Annotated in this window: 17 protein-coding genes and 1 tRNA gene; 10 read left to right on the top strand and 8 right to left on the bottom strand. The window is 50.1% G+C overall.

The genetic code is table 11. The annotated features are described in order from the left end of the window. The first annotated feature begins 1 nt into the window (after window position 1). The 6 genes from nrfD (at window position 2) to CFF01_RS01770 (ending at window position 6,080) form a co-directional block, all read left to right on the top strand. Window positions 2–949: an NrfD/PsrC family molybdoenzyme membrane anchor subunit gene (nrfD, locus tag CFF01_RS01745; protein ID WP_088903645.1), complete on the top strand. Its 948-nt coding sequence runs from the start codon at window positions 2–4 to the stop codon at window positions 947–949. 55 nt (window positions 950–1,004) lie between these two features. Then, window positions 1,005–1,493, top strand: coding sequence for a nitrous oxide reductase accessory protein NosL (locus CFF01_RS01750; RefSeq protein ID WP_088903646.1), 489 nt, complete (start codon window positions 1,005–1,007; stop codon window positions 1,491–1,493). A gap of 133 nt (window positions 1,494–1,626) precedes the next feature. Further along, the gene (gene nosD, locus CFF01_RS01755) at window positions 1,627–2,850 is read left to right on the top strand and encodes a nitrous oxide reductase family maturation protein NosD (protein WP_232479489.1); all 1,224 of its coding nucleotides are present in this window, start codon (window positions 1,627–1,629) and stop codon (window positions 2,848–2,850) included. Further along, entirely contained in the window at window positions 2,847–3,770 is a 924-nt protein-coding gene (locus CFF01_RS01760) for an ABC transporter ATP-binding protein (protein WP_088903648.1), read from the top strand. The genes nosD and CFF01_RS01760 overlap by 4 nt, the downstream gene beginning before the upstream one ends. Continuing rightward, entirely contained in the window at window positions 3,767–4,618 is an 852-nt protein-coding gene (locus CFF01_RS01765) for an ABC transporter permease (protein ID WP_088903649.1), read from the top strand. Before CFF01_RS01760 ends, CFF01_RS01765 begins: the two co-directional genes overlap by 4 nt. Before the next feature lie 181 nt (window positions 4,619–4,799). After that, entirely contained in the window at window positions 4,800–6,080 is a 1,281-nt protein-coding gene (locus tag CFF01_RS01770) for a winged helix-turn-helix domain-containing protein (RefSeq protein WP_088903650.1), read from the top strand. A gap of 60 nt (window positions 6,081–6,140) precedes the next feature. Here the strand turns inward: CFF01_RS01770 and fre are convergent, their stop codons facing one another. After that, window positions 6,141–6,839, bottom strand: a complete 699-nt coding sequence (fre, locus tag CFF01_RS01775; RefSeq protein WP_033539093.1) for an NAD(P)H-flavin reductase — start codon at window positions 6,837–6,839, stop codon at window positions 6,141–6,143. Between the two features lie 134 nt (window positions 6,840–6,973). Continuing rightward, window positions 6,974–8,455, bottom strand: a complete 1,482-nt coding sequence (gene ubiD / locus CFF01_RS01780; protein ID WP_088903651.1) for a 4-hydroxy-3-polyprenylbenzoate decarboxylase — start codon at window positions 8,453–8,455, stop codon at window positions 6,974–6,976. Between the two features lie 167 nt (window positions 8,456–8,622). Here ubiD and CFF01_RS01785 point away from each other — a divergent pair, with 167 nt between their 5' ends. Then, window positions 8,623–9,099 carry a hypothetical protein gene (locus CFF01_RS01785; protein ID WP_088903652.1) on the top strand — a complete coding sequence of 159 codons (477 nt, stop codon included), beginning with the start codon at window positions 8,623–8,625 and terminating at the stop codon, window positions 9,097–9,099. 28 nt (window positions 9,100–9,127) lie between these two features. On the opposite strand, the gene lepB is transcribed toward CFF01_RS01785, so the two are convergent. Continuing rightward, on the bottom strand, window positions 9,128–9,814 hold the full coding sequence (gene lepB, locus CFF01_RS01790) for a signal peptidase I (protein ID WP_088903653.1): 687 nt from the start codon (window positions 9,812–9,814) through the stop codon (window positions 9,128–9,130). 162 nt (window positions 9,815–9,976) lie between these two features. On the opposite strand from lepB, the gene yjjG reads away from it, so the two are divergent. Together yjjG and CFF01_RS01800 are read left to right on the top strand one after the other, a co-directional pair. Further along, window positions 9,977–10,654 carry a pyrimidine 5'-nucleotidase gene (gene yjjG / locus CFF01_RS01795; protein ID WP_033539090.1) on the top strand — a complete coding sequence of 226 codons (678 nt, stop codon included), beginning with the start codon at window positions 9,977–9,979 and terminating at the stop codon, window positions 10,652–10,654. 210 nt (window positions 10,655–10,864) lie between these two features. Next, window positions 10,865–10,955 (top strand) — tRNA-Ser (locus CFF01_RS01800). Window positions 10,956–11,491: 536 nt separating this feature from the next. On the opposite strand, the gene CFF01_RS01805 is transcribed toward CFF01_RS01800, so the two are convergent. Then, on the bottom strand, window positions 11,492–12,358 hold the full coding sequence (locus tag CFF01_RS01805) for an AraC family transcriptional regulator (protein WP_088903654.1): 867 nt from the start codon (window positions 12,356–12,358) through the stop codon (window positions 11,492–11,494). A gap of 446 nt (window positions 12,359–12,804) precedes the next feature. On the opposite strand from CFF01_RS01805, the gene CFF01_RS01810 reads away from it, so the two are divergent. After that, the gene (locus tag CFF01_RS01810; RefSeq protein WP_088903655.1) at window positions 12,805–13,476 is read left to right on the top strand and encodes a Crp/Fnr family transcriptional regulator; all 672 of its coding nucleotides are present in this window, start codon (window positions 12,805–12,807) and stop codon (window positions 13,474–13,476) included. Window positions 13,477–13,517: 41 nt separating this feature from the next. On the opposite strand, the gene tsgA is transcribed toward CFF01_RS01810, so the two are convergent. The 4 genes from tsgA to CFF01_RS01830 form a co-directional block, all read right to left on the bottom strand. Further along, on the bottom strand, window positions 13,518–14,693 hold the full coding sequence (tsgA, locus tag CFF01_RS01815) for an MFS transporter TsgA (protein ID WP_088903656.1): 1,176 nt from the start codon (window positions 14,691–14,693) through the stop codon (window positions 13,518–13,520). Window positions 14,694–14,772: 79 nt separating this feature from the next. Continuing rightward, window positions 14,773–15,477, bottom strand: coding sequence for a purine-nucleoside phosphorylase (gene deoD, locus CFF01_RS01820; RefSeq protein WP_088903657.1), 705 nt, complete (start codon window positions 15,475–15,477; stop codon window positions 14,773–14,775). A gap of 203 nt (window positions 15,478–15,680) precedes the next feature. After that, complete coding sequence (locus tag CFF01_RS01825) at window positions 15,681–16,115, bottom strand: DUF3859 domain-containing protein (RefSeq protein WP_088903658.1); 435 nt, start codon at window positions 16,113–16,115, stop codon at window positions 15,681–15,683. 21 nt (window positions 16,116–16,136) lie between these two features. After that, a complete protein-coding gene (locus CFF01_RS01830; RefSeq protein ID WP_033539084.1) occupies window positions 16,137–16,532 on the bottom strand; it encodes a gamma-butyrobetaine hydroxylase-like domain-containing protein in 396 nt (131 codons plus the stop codon). Window positions 16,533–16,563: the final 31 nt, after the last annotated feature.

Here is a 16,563-nt window from a genome sequence, read left to right on the forward strand (position 1 = left end):
GATGGACGGAACACTCGAATTTACCATAGGCCTCTCGGAAGGGGTCGCCTGGCCCTGGCCTATCGCCGTTTACCTGTTCTTTGCAGGTATCTCGGGGGGGGCGTTATCCGTCGCCCTGTTTATCCGCTTTTATAAGCAGCAAAGCGAGAATACTCCCTTCCTGAAGGCATCGGCGCTGATCGCCTTTATTACCATCGCCTTGGGCATGCTCTGTCTGGTGTTGGATCTGACCAATCCGCTGTTTTTCTGGCGTATCCTGGTCTATTACAACCTGAACTCAGTCATGTCGGTCGGGGTGATCGCCCTGTCCGCTTATATTCCGCTGGTGGCCTTAATCGCCCTTTTCGCGCTTGAGGAGGAGATTAGGCGATTACCAATATTGGCGGCGCTCGTTCCCCTCGTCGACCGGCTCAAACCCTGGCGTCGTCATAGTGAGGCTGTAGTACTGGTGTTGGCGCTAGCGGTATGTGCCTACACGGGCTTCTTGATCTCGGCGCTGATCCGCTTCCCCATCATCAACACTTCTGTGTTACCGGCTTTGTTTGTGGCCTCCGGTCTGTCGGCCGGTGCGGCGGCGGCCAAGATGCTGGCTGTGGGGCTGTTTAAGGAAGATAGGCACAGTAGCGATATGCAGATCTTGCATGGCGCCGAGTGGCCAATCATGTTTGCCGAAGCCTTGTTCCTCTTCATGATCATCATGTCGCTGGTGACAGGCAACGCTGGTGCCCAGAGCGCCTTTGAGGCCTTCCAAACCGGCAGCTGGGCAATAGTCTTCTGGCTAGGGGTTGTAGGTGTTGGATTCGGCGGCCCTTTGCTGCTGAACTTTGCCACTGGTAAGCGTTATAGCCATTCGGCCCAGGCCTTCTACCTCTCAGGCCTGTGCGCCGTGAGCGGCATGATGTGTCTGCGGATGTTTATCCTCTATGCTGGTCAGAACTTTGGCATCTGATCGCATCAATCGGCCCCTGTGTGACAGGGGCTGATTCCCAGATATAGGAGTCACAATGAGAGCCGTTATTTTTATCTTTATCTGTACCCTATTGATGTCGGGGTGTGGCGCTGCCGAAATCGACACTCATAACCATGATGGCTTAGTGATAGGTAATCATGAGCGCTGCCACATGTGCGGCATGATGGTGAAGCAATACCCGGGGCCTAAGGGCAGTCTGTACCTTAAGGGTAAGGAGATGCAGCCCAAGTTCTGCTCGACCCGGGATATGTTTATGTTTGCCTTGCAGCCCGAGAATCGCCGCCAGGTTGAAGCCCTCTGGGTGCACGATATGGCCGCAACCGATTGGCAGCATCCCGAGGATGAGCATTTCATCGACGGGACTCAGGCCTGGTATGTCTATGGCTCTAATCGCAAGGCGGTGATGGGCGTTGCCGTAGCGCCTTTTTCTACTCTTGCCGCGGCCGAGGCTTTTGCTGACCAATATGGCGGCGCGGTATTTGAATATGACGAGATCAACCTTGAGTTACTGTCCGCAAAATAGCCTGCGCCTGTCGCATGGGCTATCTCGACGCCTATGGCTGACGACAGAACAGATTTTAAGCTTGTGCCTCTTCTGCCTGCTGTGTTCAGTGTCTCTTTTGGCGTGGCCATCGGATGCGCCTCGGGTGATCCGGGTGGCAAATAGTGAGGCGCTGCGCTCAGCATTGAAAACCATGCCTAGGGATAGTGAGATACGACTGCTGCCGGGGCGTTATCTGGGCCGCTTCGAACTCGACAAGCCGCTGACGCTGCGAGGTGAATCCGGCGCTATTATCGATGCCCAGGGAGAAGGTTCGGCGCTGGTCGTTAGCGCGGCGGGGGGGACTATTACCCAGCTGAGCATTCTCAACTGGGGGCGGGATCTCTATCAGAAAGACGCCGCCATTCGCTTGCTGCCCGGTGCAAACGACGTGGCCGTTATCGCCAATGAGTTGAGCGGTCCCGGATTTGGCATCTACGCCAGTGAGGTCAGTAATCTTAAGCTGCAGGACAATCAGATCCAGGGGGAGGCCGAATCCTTCTTGCTGGATAGGGGGGATGGCATTCACCTGCTAAAGGTGAACGCTCCTCTCATCAAAGGCAATCGCATCCGCAATGTGCGTGACGGTATCTATTTAGAGTCAGGCGTTGGTAGCCGCGTCTATGGCAATCACCTGTCCGAGCTTCAGTATGGTCTGCACTATATGTATACCAAGCAGGATGAGGCCATGGACAACCTGGCGAGTCGGGTTAGTGGTGGCTACGCCCTGATGAACTCGGAAGGTATTCGACTGGTGTTTAATCGTGTGCGTGATGCCCTGGAGTTTGGGGTGTTGCTCAATCTTACTCATGACGCCGAGATCCAGGCCAATCTGATTGAAGCGACTCAGATGCCCAATAGTGTGGCGGGGGATCTCTTTAGCGAGGGGAAGGGATTGTTTGTTTATGGCGCGAAACGCAATCAGATCAGCGGCAACTATATTGCTGGCTGTCAGATAGGTATCGCGATGGCGCTGGGCGGTGAGGATAACTTTGTTTATCAAAACCATTTTTTGGCTAATGCTACTCAAGTGCGCTATGTGGGCGAGCAGAGAGTCGAGTGGAGTTTTCAGGGACGGGGAAATTATTGGAGCGACTACCAAGGCTGGGATCTCGATGGTGATGGCATAGGCGATAGCCTGCATCTGCCCAACGACAGTTTGGATCGCCTCTTTTGGCTGTATCCAGAGGCAAGATTTTTAATGGAAAGTCCGATAGTGAAATTATTGAAGTGGCTGGATAGCCAGTTGCAAGGTGAGCATTCGGCTGGCGTGGTCGATAGCTATCCCGTGATGACGCCACCACGTCACGCTGCGCCTGCCGCTTGGGAGGCACTATGAGTCAGACGGCGGTGACCTTTAAACAGGTGAGTCACTATTTCGATGAGCTACGAGCCTTGAATGCTCTTAGCTTCTCTTTGCCAAAGGGTAAGCTGATGGCGCTGCTGGGCCATAACGGTGCTGGCAAGTCGACGCTGATCAAGATGATTCTCGGTCTGCTGCATCCCACAATTGGGGAAGTAAGCGTGCTGGGAAGCGGCATAGCATCAAAGAGAGTCGCGACGGACATAGGCTACCTGCCAGAGAATATTAGTTTCTACGATAAGTTAACCGGCCATGAGGTGCTGAGCTATTTCGCCGCGCTAAAGGGACTCTCAGCACGGATGGTTGGCCCGCTGCTGGAAGAGTTTGGTCTGGCCTATGCCCAGCATAAGGCGGTGAAGGGCTACTCCAAAGGGATGAAGCAGCGTCTAGGGTTTGCTCAGGCGATTCTGGCGCAGCCTAAGCTACTGTTATTGGATGAGCCAACAGTGGGGCTGGACCCCCAGGCATCACAGTTTATCTATCACAAGCTTAAGCTGCTTACGGCCCAGGGCTGTACGGTAATTGTGTGTACCCACGAGTTACAGTTGGTGGAGCAGCAGCTGGATCTGGCCCTATTGCTGGGTAGAGGCAAGAGACTGGCCTTCGGTACGCTCGATGAGCTAGTGACAAGTTGCGATTTGGGCGTACGTATGGAGCATCCGGCCCTGTCCAGTCTGGTAGCGACGCACCCCTTACTGCAATTATTTTACTTAGACGGAGGCTTGTATTGTCCCGTCTCACAACGCGAGGTGTTGATGAAGTACTTGATCGTAGAGTGCCAACTGTTTGATGTAAAAGTAGATTGCCCGGATTTGGCCCAAGTGTACCATGCCAAGATGGTACAGATGCAGGCCATGAGTGAGCTGGGGCTGAGCCTTACCCCGGGAGACCTATGATGTTGGTGATAGCAAAGCGGTTTGGTTTGGGCCTCATCAGGGTGATCGCTGCCAAGGAGATGAAGGACAGCGTACGAAATCGCTGGGTGATGGTAGTGTTTGCCATCTTCTGGCTGTTAGCCCTTTGCATGACCTTTGCCGGCAGCGCCGTGAGCGGCACCTTGTCGCTGCCAAGCTTGAACAGTGTGGTGGCCTCTTTGACCACTATCTCGGTATTTATCATTCCTCTGGCGGCTATATTGCTCAGTTATGATGCCTTCGTAGGAGAGGAGGAGGCGGGCACTCTCCAGCTGCTGCTTACCTATCCGGTAAGCAAGTCAGAGATCCTCACCGGTAAACTACTGGCCCATTGTGGGGTGATCTTCACTGCTATCGCCAGCAGTTATGGGACGAGTGCCGCCATGCTGATCTTGTTTGGGCGCGGTGATGCCTGGAGTGAGGTTCTGCAGGCGTTCTTACTGCTGATCGTCAGCAGCTGTCTGCTGGCGGTGATCTTCATTCTGATCAGCTACTTGGTCAGTCTGAAGTCGGCGGAGAAGGCCAGGGCCGTAGGCAGTTTGTTAGCCCTCTGGTTTGCGCTGGTGCTTATCTATGATCTGCTGTTGTTGATCCTCTTGGTAGCCGATCTCGGTAATGTGGGTCAGTGGCTGGTGAATTTGCTGATTATGTTGAATCCCACCGATCTCTACCGAGCTATCAATATGCTCGCCGGTAGTGCCCCACTTGGTAGTTTAGGCCTGCTGGCTCAGTATGAATGGAGCCTGCCACTATTGTTGACAGCCTGTGCAACCTGGTTCTTTTTGCTGTTCTATTGGACTCGTCGTGTGTTTATTCACAAGCTGGTGTAGCTCTGGCCTTGAGACTTGGACGCGGGGATTTGGGCGCTAGTTCACACTCTGGGCAGGCGTCTGGAATCCTGGCCTGGGATTTGAGTGAGTAATCACGGTAATTTTGGAGTAATGTTAATAAAATGCCAATGATAACAATAAGATGTTTCTAATTAATCATTAGGAACTATTGAGGTGTCAGGTGTTAAAAATTACGCCATATCTTGAGTTCGATGAAGAAGCGCACCAACTACACGATCGTACCTGTGGCGCTACGATAGGACTGAGTTTTTCGGAGTCAGCAATATTGGCGCATCTGTTGTCACAGCCCGATGCCATCTGTGACAAGGAAGCCTTGATCGCCGTGGGGTGGCCCGACCGTGTGGTGGCGGCTACCTCTCTAACACAGTGCATCAGCATCCTGCGTAAGAAGCTGGAACCATTTCCCGAAGTCCAACTGAAAACCGTTGCCCGACGTGGCTATCAGTTGCATGTCTCACCCAAGTCTCACGTGACCATGTTGGCGGTCAATGATGCCGGGTCGATAAAAGATGCGCTTATCGATGTCTCCCTGATGGTCAAGGTTAGCGGTATTCTGATCTTACTGGGGATAGTGGCGATGCTCTGGTATCAGAGTGATTATCATCAGGTAATGAAACATGCAGCCAAATTGGCATCTAACAAAGAGATAGATATTAATCTCGGTGGCAGTCAGCGGCCTTTGACCCTGATACATCCCAAGGGGGTCAGTAGCCTACACCCCTCTATGTGGCAAAAGCATATTGCGCCGGAAAGCAACATCATAACCGGATTCGATAATTTCAGCGGTTTTGCCTTTACCGATGGTAATCACTACTCGATGGCGGTTTGCGATCTGGATGAAGATGGTGAGTGTCGCCGGGATAAGATAATCAATCTAACGGCAATCGATTTGGCGCCTGCAGGGCTCAATATGCAGGAATTTACCGAGCTGAGTAAGCGGATGGAAGAGCGGATACGCTACAACCGCATCTTGATCCCCCCCAGTGAAACTGTCGGCGACCTGGTGGAGCATCACTACAATGGTGATGTTTATTTCCCCGTGGCTGACGAGTTACTGGTGCGAGCCGACATAGGGATCTCTCTAGTGTATGAGCAACCCTTAAGCGGCAAGTTTTACTCCCGTGCTTGTATTACAGATCAGGACTGCCTGACGACGCCTATCAAGTATCAGATCCGCGGTGAGTTCGAGCAGTATCGCCAGAAGCTCGGAGAGTTGGAGGTTGATGTCTTCCATGTGAAAGTCAGGCAGAAAGATCTTATCATGCCAGATGTAGTAAGCGCTTCGGCGATGCATTTCTATCGCGAGATCCGCAAGCATAACATTCGCGACGAGGAGTTATTTTATCTGCGTGTGCATGCCGAAAATGGCACGGCAGTCTGGGTGGTGCCTCTGCTAGGCAACCTAGTGGCTTGGACCAAATATGAGAAGGTGGCCCTATAGCCGCGCTAAAGTCATAGTTAAATTTAGCCCTGACTAAGTGTCAGGGCTAAATTGAGTGTGCTATTTGATAAAGGCGAAGGCGTCACCATAGAGATGCTGCTCTTCGACGCCTATTTCACGAAACACTTCGCGGGCGGCGCCAACCATGTCGAAACGTCCGGCGATATAGATGTCATAGCCGTTGAGGCTGACGTAGTCCTGTTTTATCTGGGCCAGCAGGTTGGCTGTCTTACCCTGCCACTCGGGTGTCGATTCTTCAACCACAGGGACAAAGTTCAGCCAAGCGTTATCTTGGTGCCATTGGCGGGCCAATGATTCGTAGTACATGGCGTCCTGGTTACGACAGCCCCAGTAGAGAGTGGTTTCTACTTTCTGCCCTAAGGCGATCATCTGCTCGACGATGCTCTTGATGTAAGAGAAGCCAGTGCCACCGGCGATCAGTAGACGGGGTCTGTGGCTTTCGCTACGCAGGAAGGCTTCGCCGCCCGGAGCCTCAATGTCGATATACTCGCTCTGTTGCAAGCGTTCAACTACCTGCATGGGGTAGCTCTCGCTGACCGCTGCGCCGATATGCAGTTCGATTTGATCGCTGCCTGGCGCCGAGGCGATAGAGAAGGGACGTTTATCTTTTTCACCCATTACGACGCAAAGGTACTGACCAGCCTGAAATTCGAAGCTGGTTTCTGGGGTTAATGCTACCTGATAAACGGCATCATTAAAGGCGGTAACATGTTCAACTTTACAGCGTATGGTGTTCATTGGTTTTCCTTTCAGCCCCTCTCTGTGGAGGTTTAGCACCTTTGAATACCTGATTAATTTGTTCAAGTATTCAAAGGGTTAACTTTTTTAATTTGTTTTTTAAATTCAGATGATTAGTTTACGTCTGATATTGATTATAGTGTCGGTGCATCATCTATGCCCAAGGCATCCCAGATCTCATCGACACGTTGTTTGACGGATTCATCCATCACAATGGGGGTACCCCATTCACGGTCGGTTTCCCCTTCCCACTTGTTGGTGGCATCCATTCCCATCTTAGAGCCAAGACCTGCCACCGGGGAGGCGAAGTCCAGATAGTCGATAGGAGTGTTGTCTATCATGACGGTATCTCGCTTAGGATCCATCCGGGTCGTAATAGCCCAGATGACATCGTTCCAGTCGCGGCAGTTAACATCCTCATCCACTATGATGATGAACTTGGTGTACATGAACTGGCGCAGGAAGGACCATGCACCCATCATTACCCGTTTGGCATGTCCAGGATACTGCTTGCGAATGGAGATCACCGCCATGCGGTAGGAGCAGCCTTCTGGTGGCAGATAGAAGTCGACAATCTCCGGGTATTGCTTACGCAGAATAGGCACGAACACTTCGTTCAGTGCCACACCTAACATAGCTGGCTCATCGGGTGGCCTGCCGGTATAGGTACTGTGGTAGATGGCATCGCGTCTATGGCTGATATGGGTCACGGTAAAGACTGGGAATTCATCGGTTTCGTTGTAGTAACCCGTGTGGTCGCCATAAGGCCCTTCTTCGGCCATTTCACCAGGCTCAATATAGCCTTCCAGAATGATCTCGCTGGTGGCTGGTACCTCTAGATCACAGGTCAGTGCCTTACATACCTCGGTGCGTTCACCGCGCAGCAGGCCGGCAAAGGCATACTCGCTCATGGCGTCGGGCACTGGGGTGACGGCGCCTAAGATGGTGACGGGATCGGCGCCCAGCGCCACCACCACAGGATAGCGTTCGCCTGGGTGTTGTTCCTTAAAGTCTTTGAAGTCCAGCGCACCGCCGCGATGATCTAGCCAGCGCATGATCAGCTTGTTCTTACCCAGCAATTGTTGGCGGTAGATGCCGAGATTTTGTCTTTTCTGCCTCGGCCCTTTGGTGATGGTTAATCCCCAGGTGACCAGTGGCGCAACATCGCCTGGCCAGCAGTGCTGAATAGGTAATTGGGTCAGATCCACATCATCGCCGCTGATCACTACCTCCTGGCAAGGAGCGTTGCGCACCGTCTTAGGGGGCATATTCAGGGCTTGTTTGAACATGGGGATCTTGGAGATGGCATCTTTAAAGCCGCGAGGTGGCTCGGGCTCCTTGAGGAAGGCCAGCAGCTCGCCCACATCGCGTAGGGCTAGCGGGTCTTCTTTGCCCAGGGCCATAGCTACGCGTTTAGGGGTGCCAAACAAGTTTGCAAGCACAGGCATTGTCTTTCCGACAGGATTTTCAAACAGCAGCGCCGGGCCTTTTGCCCGCAATACACGATCGGCAATCTCTGTCATCTCCAGATGGGGATCCACAGGGTGAGCGATGCGCTTTAGTTCGCCATTGGTTTCGAGGTGATCGATAAAACTGCGTAAATCCTTAAAACTCATGTGGAAATACTCGTGCTAAGAAAAATGTGATATGGCGCGCACTATACCATTTATGGGCGTTATTCCCAAATAGCTTACATCGGCTTTGCGACCCTAATGCGGCGAGATTTGCAGTGATTATAATTAAGGCTAAGATGTCGATGTTGTTCTTAAGATGAGGTGGCAATATGAAGCACAAGATAAGGCCTTTGTTGTTAGTCAAGGGAGCGCTGTTGCTGAGCCTGTTGCCGCTAAGCCTAATGCCTGCCTGGGCGCTTAAGATAGATGACCAATTTCATGTCAGTTCTGATTTCGGCGTCAATGCCGGTTGGGAATATCGTCACGATTGGGATAGAGGCTACTATGACCCTTGGCGCTGGCGTATCGGCATAGGCACTGGTTTTCCCTATTGGCGTCATAATCACTATGGCTATTGGCGTGACCGCTGGCGTTACCCTTATCGTTACGAGCCGAGAAAATATCGTAAGCCAAAACCTATTGCACCGCCGCAGCAAGTCACCACCAGTCTTACTCAGAGTGATGCCATTAAGAGCTTGCCTGCCAATGCTAGGGTGAGAATCAAAGAGGGCAGGACGGTTTACGAATGGCAAGGGGTAGAGTATGTCTACGATTGGAATAGTGACAGCTACGTAAAGCTTGAGTAGCTGCCAACTTGATGATTCTCTTTCGTGACTATATGGGCATTAGCCAGCGCTCGTTCCTAAACCAATAATAGTGCTCGGGAGCGTTTGAAAAAGCCACCCTGTGAGCCTTACCTGTGATCTCTTCGCGCGGGATGAAGCCGATAACACGGGAGTCGGCGCTGGCGTCGCGATTATCCCCAAGTGTCAGGTAGTGCCCCTGGGGGACAGTCACAGGGCCAAAATTGGCCAGCCTTGAGGGGGAAGCATTTAATCTTATGGCGTGGGGCTTGCCGGGCAAGGCCTCTTGTATATCGCTAAAGGCTTTTCGCTCGTCGCTAAAGGCGTCTCGCCAGTCGGTCACGGTTTGCAATGATGCTTCATAGTTTACAGCCTGACCATTGAGGTAGAGGCGATTATTGCGCATCGACACAGTATCGCCAGGCAGGCCTATGATGCGCTTGACTAGCTTCTTGTCGGACACCGCCGAGTCGAAGGTGATGATGTCGCCGCGTTCGGGCTCGGCTAGCTTAACTAAGGTGATATGGGTGAAGGGAAGGCGCAGATCGTAGGCCATTTTATTCACCAGTATGCGGTCGCCCTGCACTATGGTGGGCAGCATAGAACCACTAGGCACATGGTTCCAGTCGGCGACGGCGCTGCGAAACACCAACATCAGGCCGATAAAAAGAATGAACTGGCGGTGTTGTTTCACTTGTCGCATCACTTTTTTTAGCATAACCACTCCTTGGAAAATTCAGTGTCTTACCATCAGACGCTTCACCGTCCAAGAGGTTCCTGCTGCGTTATCCCATAAGCGTAAGCAAATATTTTTGCTCAGCTAAGCTTGGCATTGATATAGTGCTGCCCCTTGTCCTGAGGTCATAACCATGGAGAGAGAATGAAGTACCAGTGGATATTGTTTGATGCCGATGAAACTCTGTTTCATTTCGATGCCTTTAAAGGATTACAGCTGATGTTTTCGCGCTTCGGTGTAGAGTTCACCCTTGCCGATTTCCAAGAATATCAAACAGTGAACTTACCCCTTTGGGTAGACTATCAAGATGGCAAGATCAGTGCCCGTCATCTGCAGGTGACCCGTTTCGAGCGCTGGGCTGAGAAGCTGTCTGTGACTGCCGAGCATCTCAACGCTGCTTTTCTCACGGCGATGGCCGATATCTGTACTCTACTGCCCGGTGCTGCAGAGCTGGTCGATGCCCTCTATGGCAAGGTACAAATGGGGATCATCACCAATGGCTTTACGGATCTTCAGAAGGTGCGTTTAGAGCGTACCGGCCTGCTGCATGCCTTTTCACCTGTGGTGATCTCCGAAGAGGTGGGGGTGGCTAAACCCGATGTAGCGATTTTTGAGCACGCGCTGTCGCAGATGGCTCATCCACCCAGAGAGCATGTATTGATGGTGGGGGATAATCCCCATTCAGATATTCAGGGGGGTATCAATGCCGGATTCGATACCTGTTGGCTAAACCATGCCAGTCAACCAGCGCCAGAGGGAATTACACCACATTATCAGGTGGCCTCACTCAGCGAGTTGCAACAGTTGCTGACCAAGGGGTGATGTTTATAGGGGGCTTACATCGACAATCTTAAAGGGCATTTTGTGCATATAAGTACACTCGGCATGGGTGTTTTAGCGCCCAAATATCACTAAAAAGGTTGTTTTTAACGCATTTGTCATCGAAAAATGCCTTAATGGATTATTTGTTGCTCAGTTAGTGAAATTTAGGCTTTACATTTAAAGTCCATTTCCTTACTATTCTCGGCGTTCGGAGAGATGGCAGAGTGGTCGAATGCACCGGTCTTGAAAACCGGCACGGGTTTATAGCCCGTCTAGGGTTCAAATCCCTATCTCTCCGCCACATTAACAAAGCCCGCTTTTTAGCGGGCTTTGTGCTATCTAGCATATAGCATTTGAGTCATAGCCGGGTTCCTAATATTTAAATCTGGCTATCTCTCTATCAAATTAAGAAAAAGGGCTTCCAGAAATGGAAGCCTTTTTTCGTTTTGGCTGGCCATTATCTAAAGTCTGGTCATAGGGATTATTTGAACCCAGGGTTCCTAATGTTTAGATCTAGCTATGACTTAGCCTCATTAACAAAGCCCGCTTTATAGGGGGCTTTGTGCTATCTGGCATATAGCATTTGAGTCATAGCCGGGTTCCTAATATTTTAAACCCAGCTATCTCTTCGCTGTATTAAGAGAAGAGGCTTCCAGAAATGGAAGCCCTTTTTCGTTCTAGCTCTAGTTAAGTGCTACTTAAGATACTAAGCAAACATAAGTACTTTGAACCCAGGGTTCCTAATATTTAAACCCAGCTATCTCTTCGCTGTATTAAGAGAAAAGGCTTCTAGAAATGGAAGCCTTTTTCGTTATATTGTCTCGTCCTGAAATGAGCTTAGACTAGCGAGAAATAGATATCGGTGATTAGCTCATGCTCCGCCACTTCGGGGAAGAAGTTGTGGTACTCGAAGTAGAGGGGAAAGTCTCTTAGCTCCTCACCACTCTGGGGCAGCCAATCGCGATAGAATTGATAGATCTTATTGTCCATCTGATCGTGTGGTCCCTGGTGGCGGATCACGGCGCAGCGACCACCGGGAATCGTCTTGGTGATCACCCCATAGTCATTGGCTTCGACATCAGTCGTGACCGAGCCGCAAATGTCGAAATGAAATGCCTCGGGTTCCACAGCATTAGGGTCGTTAAAGGGGACGCCCAATGTCAGGCTGCTGGTGACTGGCGATTCGCCGCTTTGCTTGCGCCAGCTGATAAATTGTTGAATCGAGTCGTTAAGTGAGGCCGGGCTACCTCTGTGTTCCAGCACGGCGACCTTGATGTCGTCTCTTTCAGTAATATTAATTTGCACTGTCTCTCTCCTGATAGGTTTCATCTTGGCATACTCTCGACTCCATCGCTCCCATTGAGGCGTTAACCTAAATTGCGACGGTGTCTGGGCAAATACCTGCTTAAAGGCACGCGAAAAGGATTCGCCGTTCTCAAATCCCGCATCGAGGGCGATATCGGTGATCTTGAGCTCCGGATGAAACACCAATCGGTATGAGGCCCGCTTCAGCCTGAGTAGACTGATGTATTTACCTAAAGTTATGCCGGTATACACCTGAAACTGGCGATGAAAATGATACTTGGAGAAGTACGCCTTCTGGCTGAGTTGTTCCAGCGTCAGGGGCTGGTCCAGATGTTTGCCAATATAGTCACAAACCGCCTGGATTCGTTGACTATAGGTTTGATGAGCTTCTCTGTTCATATGCATCTCTGTTCAAGTGAGAGGCTATTGTGAATCTTGGTCGTTAGCGTTACCTGACCGATATTGCTTAATGCAAAATTTATCCAACCCATTAGCTGTAATGCTAGTATTTCAGTCAGCTGCCTTTATCCCAAAGGAGCGAGTTATAGTAGGTTAAAAAGCTTGATAGAACAAAGGGCATAGTGTCATATCGTCAATCATTAGTTAGCTTTGTCTGAATGAGCCATTATGACCGAAGACCTGTGCTGGCTTAATCTTTTACGCTAGTCGCGCAGTTTGGTTTGCCCCTGTTGGATGGCGCTTATCCTGTCTTGCAAAGTGGTAAGTGAAAGGCGTAAATTGAGTTTTATCTGGTGGGGAGTGAGCCTGCTCTATCTATAGACGGCGGCGTGGAGCGTTATGAAGAGTAAGTTAGGGCAAATTGACTTTGATTTATCGGATCTATTATGCAGTTAAAACCACTGGATAAAGGTCGCTTTCGGTCTATGTGGCAACAGGAGCATGATGCCATCGAAAGCGTAATGAGAGAGTGTATTAGCGAAACGAAAACGGTCGCTCCTCAGCATAAATTAATGCAGCAAGGCCAGAAGCTTGATGCACTGATTTTAGTGCCTCGAGGGCGAATATCTATGGGCTACACAGCAAGAAATGGCCGTAGTTTTCAGCTTGGCACTATGAATTGTGACTCTCAGTTATTTGGTGAAATGGAGTTTTTTACCGATTACCTTTGCCAACTCGACATTATTGCCGAGGAGTCTTTAGAAATAGCGATTATTAATGGTGATAAGTTGCATCAGGCGCTGCTTAAAACCCCAAGGTTTGCACTATTTTTTGCCAGTGCCATTGCTATCGATTACCAAGATACTATGGATATTTTGACTCGCAGAATGCTCTATCCTATCGCCTACAACATCGCCTATGATCTTTATCATCAACATCTAAAAGATCAACCTGTAGAGGGGTTTACTAAGTGTTACTTAGAGGCTGAGCGTTTTGCAACAACGGATAGAGTGTATCGTCGGGCCGTGAAAAGTTTAGAGGAACAAGGGCTAATTAAACGCGATAAAGAGGGCTTGGTGATTTGCGACTTAGCAGGTCTAAAGGCATTTATCGAATAGGCCCCAAATGCGAGTTCAGGGCCTTCGAGGTTAATCAAGCATTAAGACTGATTTGCCTGGACGGTTAGGCCTACTCGTTGCCGGTTTGAGATGACGAGCATTGTGATGATTAAGGCATAAATCACAGGAATTGCATACATGACGCTTTGCAGACCTATGATGCTCTCAAATAGTGAGCTGATGGCAGGGCTAAACATGGCACCTGCGCTACCGCTGATCAATATATATGACACGTTGCGGCTACTGGCTGTTTTGACAAATGAGACACCATAAGCAATGAAGGCGTTATACAAGGCGGCACAGGCAAAGCCATAACCGTATGTCAGATAGCCGATGGACTCTAAGTTGTCTGTGGTCACAATCAGACTGGTAATGATCAGCGCCAGACTTATCATCCCCATCACGAAATGTTGGATTTTAACTCGTGACACTATCACTGTTGAGACCAAGGCACCTATCAGTGCGGCAGACCAATATTGGGTAATGATGTTGCCAGCGTCTTCGAAGGGGATGTCGAATTTTGTTTTAACAAACATTGGTGCCCAAGTGAGGAAGGTATAAAGCGCTAACATCCCCAGAAACAAGCCGACACCGCCACTAATAATGCCGAGATTCCATTCCGACTCATCTTTCGTCGTCAGCGTCTCTCGGCGTGTTTCACACAATGAAAAGTTGGTGAGTAGGGCGATTAGCGCGGTTCCCAGAGCAACAACACCTACAGTTAGATAGCTGTAACTCCATGATAATGCGTTGCTTAGTGCGTATGTGGTGATCAGAGGGAATACGACACCAGCCACATTAAATGTTGCATCTTGCACGACAAGCATAGTGCTTTGAATTTTGTCTTTCCAAACGGAGACGACAATGGTGCCGGCGATACATAATCCCACGCCGCCACATAAACCGATCAGCGTCATGGCGAGCATCACAATGCTTAATGAGTCAGTGAAATGCATGGCTCCAGCGCTGGCAGCGATCACTAAATAACTGACTAAGGTCATACGTTTTACGCCAATTTTCTCAATTAAGAAAAAGGCCGCGATGGTACCGGCGAGCGCGCCACCATTCAACAGAGAAAAGATAGAGGCAACTTCGTTAACGTTAGCTGAGTACTTTTCAGCTATCGGTTCAATCAACATGCCAAACTGGGTTGCGAAGCCTGCCATGACAAAGTTGGCTAAAAAGCTGAGCAAGGTTAAGGAGATTTTATTCTTCATTTTCTACATCCTAATTTGCTAATGCCGCTCATCAAGAGCGATCTCAAGAGGCATGATCAATAACTCATGCCTAGTGCTATTACTGATGAGCAGTTTCGAGCGCTAGTTCAATCATCTGATTAAACGTGTACTGGCGCGCCTCCGCAGTGGTCTCTTCACCGGTTAAACAGTGATCCGATACTGTTAAAATGGCCAATGATTCGATGCCTAGGTGATGGGCTAAGCCATATAAGCCGGCGGCTTCCATATCTATGCCTAAAACGCCAAAGCGCTCCAGTGCCGGGATCATATCCTCATCGGGGTCGTAATACATGTCACCACTGAAGATGTTGCCCACTTTGATGCTGATCTGTTTCTCTTGGGCGATAGTGTAGGCTCTGTGGAGTAGCTCAAATGTGGCCGAGGTCGCCATTTGGTAACCGCTGCTACGTTTGGCATTGGTAGGAGAGTCTGTGCCAGCAGCTTGTGCCAGAATCACATCGTTAATCTTAACCTTGTGTTGAGTCGCTCCCAGGCTACCCACACGAATAATGCGCTTAACATTGAACTGAGTGATTAGTTCATGGGCATAAAGCACCATCGAGGGGATGCCCATACCGTGCCCCATGACAGAGATGCGCTGGCCTTTATAAAAACCGGTGTAGCCTAACATGTTGCGAATATTAGTGATCTCTTGTGCGTCATCGAGATAGTGCTCTGCGATATACTTTGCGCGTAACGGATCCCCTGGCATTATGATGGTTTCAGCAAAATCGCCTGCTTGACCATTGATATGTGCAGTCATAAATTATCCTCTGTGTCAGATTTATCCCGATAGTAATTGGTGTTTGGGAGTGACGAGAGGACATAAGTCCGCATGGTGTGATTTTATAGGTAAAATTTTTCGTTCGCGTCACGCTACAGAGAGTTGTTACCTAAGTGACGGGGTGGTTGCTCCTTTATAGTCAATGGGTTGTTTAAAAAGGTTCTGTTTGTAAAGATAAATGGTTAAAAGCCCCTGCGTTTCCAGAAGTTGGCCACCTGACTCTCCTCATCGTTAAGATGTACGTTAAAGGTCTTCTCGGCAACTACCTTGTCCCCCAGAGACAGAGTCATACGCCACTTACCTACCTTGTCATGCTCAGGCGCCCAGATGGTATCGCCCAGATAGAATTTCCAGTCGTTGGATTCGACGAACAGCTCGCCTTCGAAGGGCGGGCGAATATTGCCTTGTTCATCGGGAATGTTGGGGTGATAGATACAGTAATTTAGCCGCCGATTCTTGGCTTTGCGGATACGGGCGATGAAACCAAATTCTATGTCTATTTCGGCCGGTACATGCACTGTGGCCTTGAGAAATTTAGGCAGGTCTGGACTCTCTTCATCCCAACGGCTAAAGAGTCCGGCCTGCAGTATGGTGACATCGGCTTTGAGCTTAGACAAAGAAGGTTGGTCGTTGACTGACTAGGTGTGATACTTCACTGCCATGTCGATCAATGGCTCGCGACTGGCTTTGGCGGCGCGTAATCTCGCCAGATAGTTTTCCCATAACTCCACCTGATTGGTGGCCAGGTCATAGAGCACCTTCCAGGAGTAAAGGCCGGTATCGTGGCCGTCGTCGAACACTAGCTTAACCGCATAGTTGCCAACAGGTGTGATGGCGTTGATGTTGACGTTTTTCTTATGGGTCACCAATACAGGATTGCCGTGACCATGCACCTCGGCCGAGGGCGAGTAGACCCGTAACAGCTCGCAGCTGAGGGTATAGCTCTGACCATTGTCGAAACTCACCTCCAGCAGACGAGATTTACGTTTCAGTTTTAGTCCGGTGACCTTTGGGGTGTCGCTTTGAGGAGTCATAGCTTTGCCTTTTGCTGGGACGCTAGCGTGT

Origin of the sequence: Shewanella marisflavi, assembly GCF_002215585.1 — a bacterium.
Classification (GTDB): domain Bacteria; phylum Pseudomonadota; class Gammaproteobacteria; order Enterobacterales; family Shewanellaceae; genus Shewanella; species Shewanella marisflavi.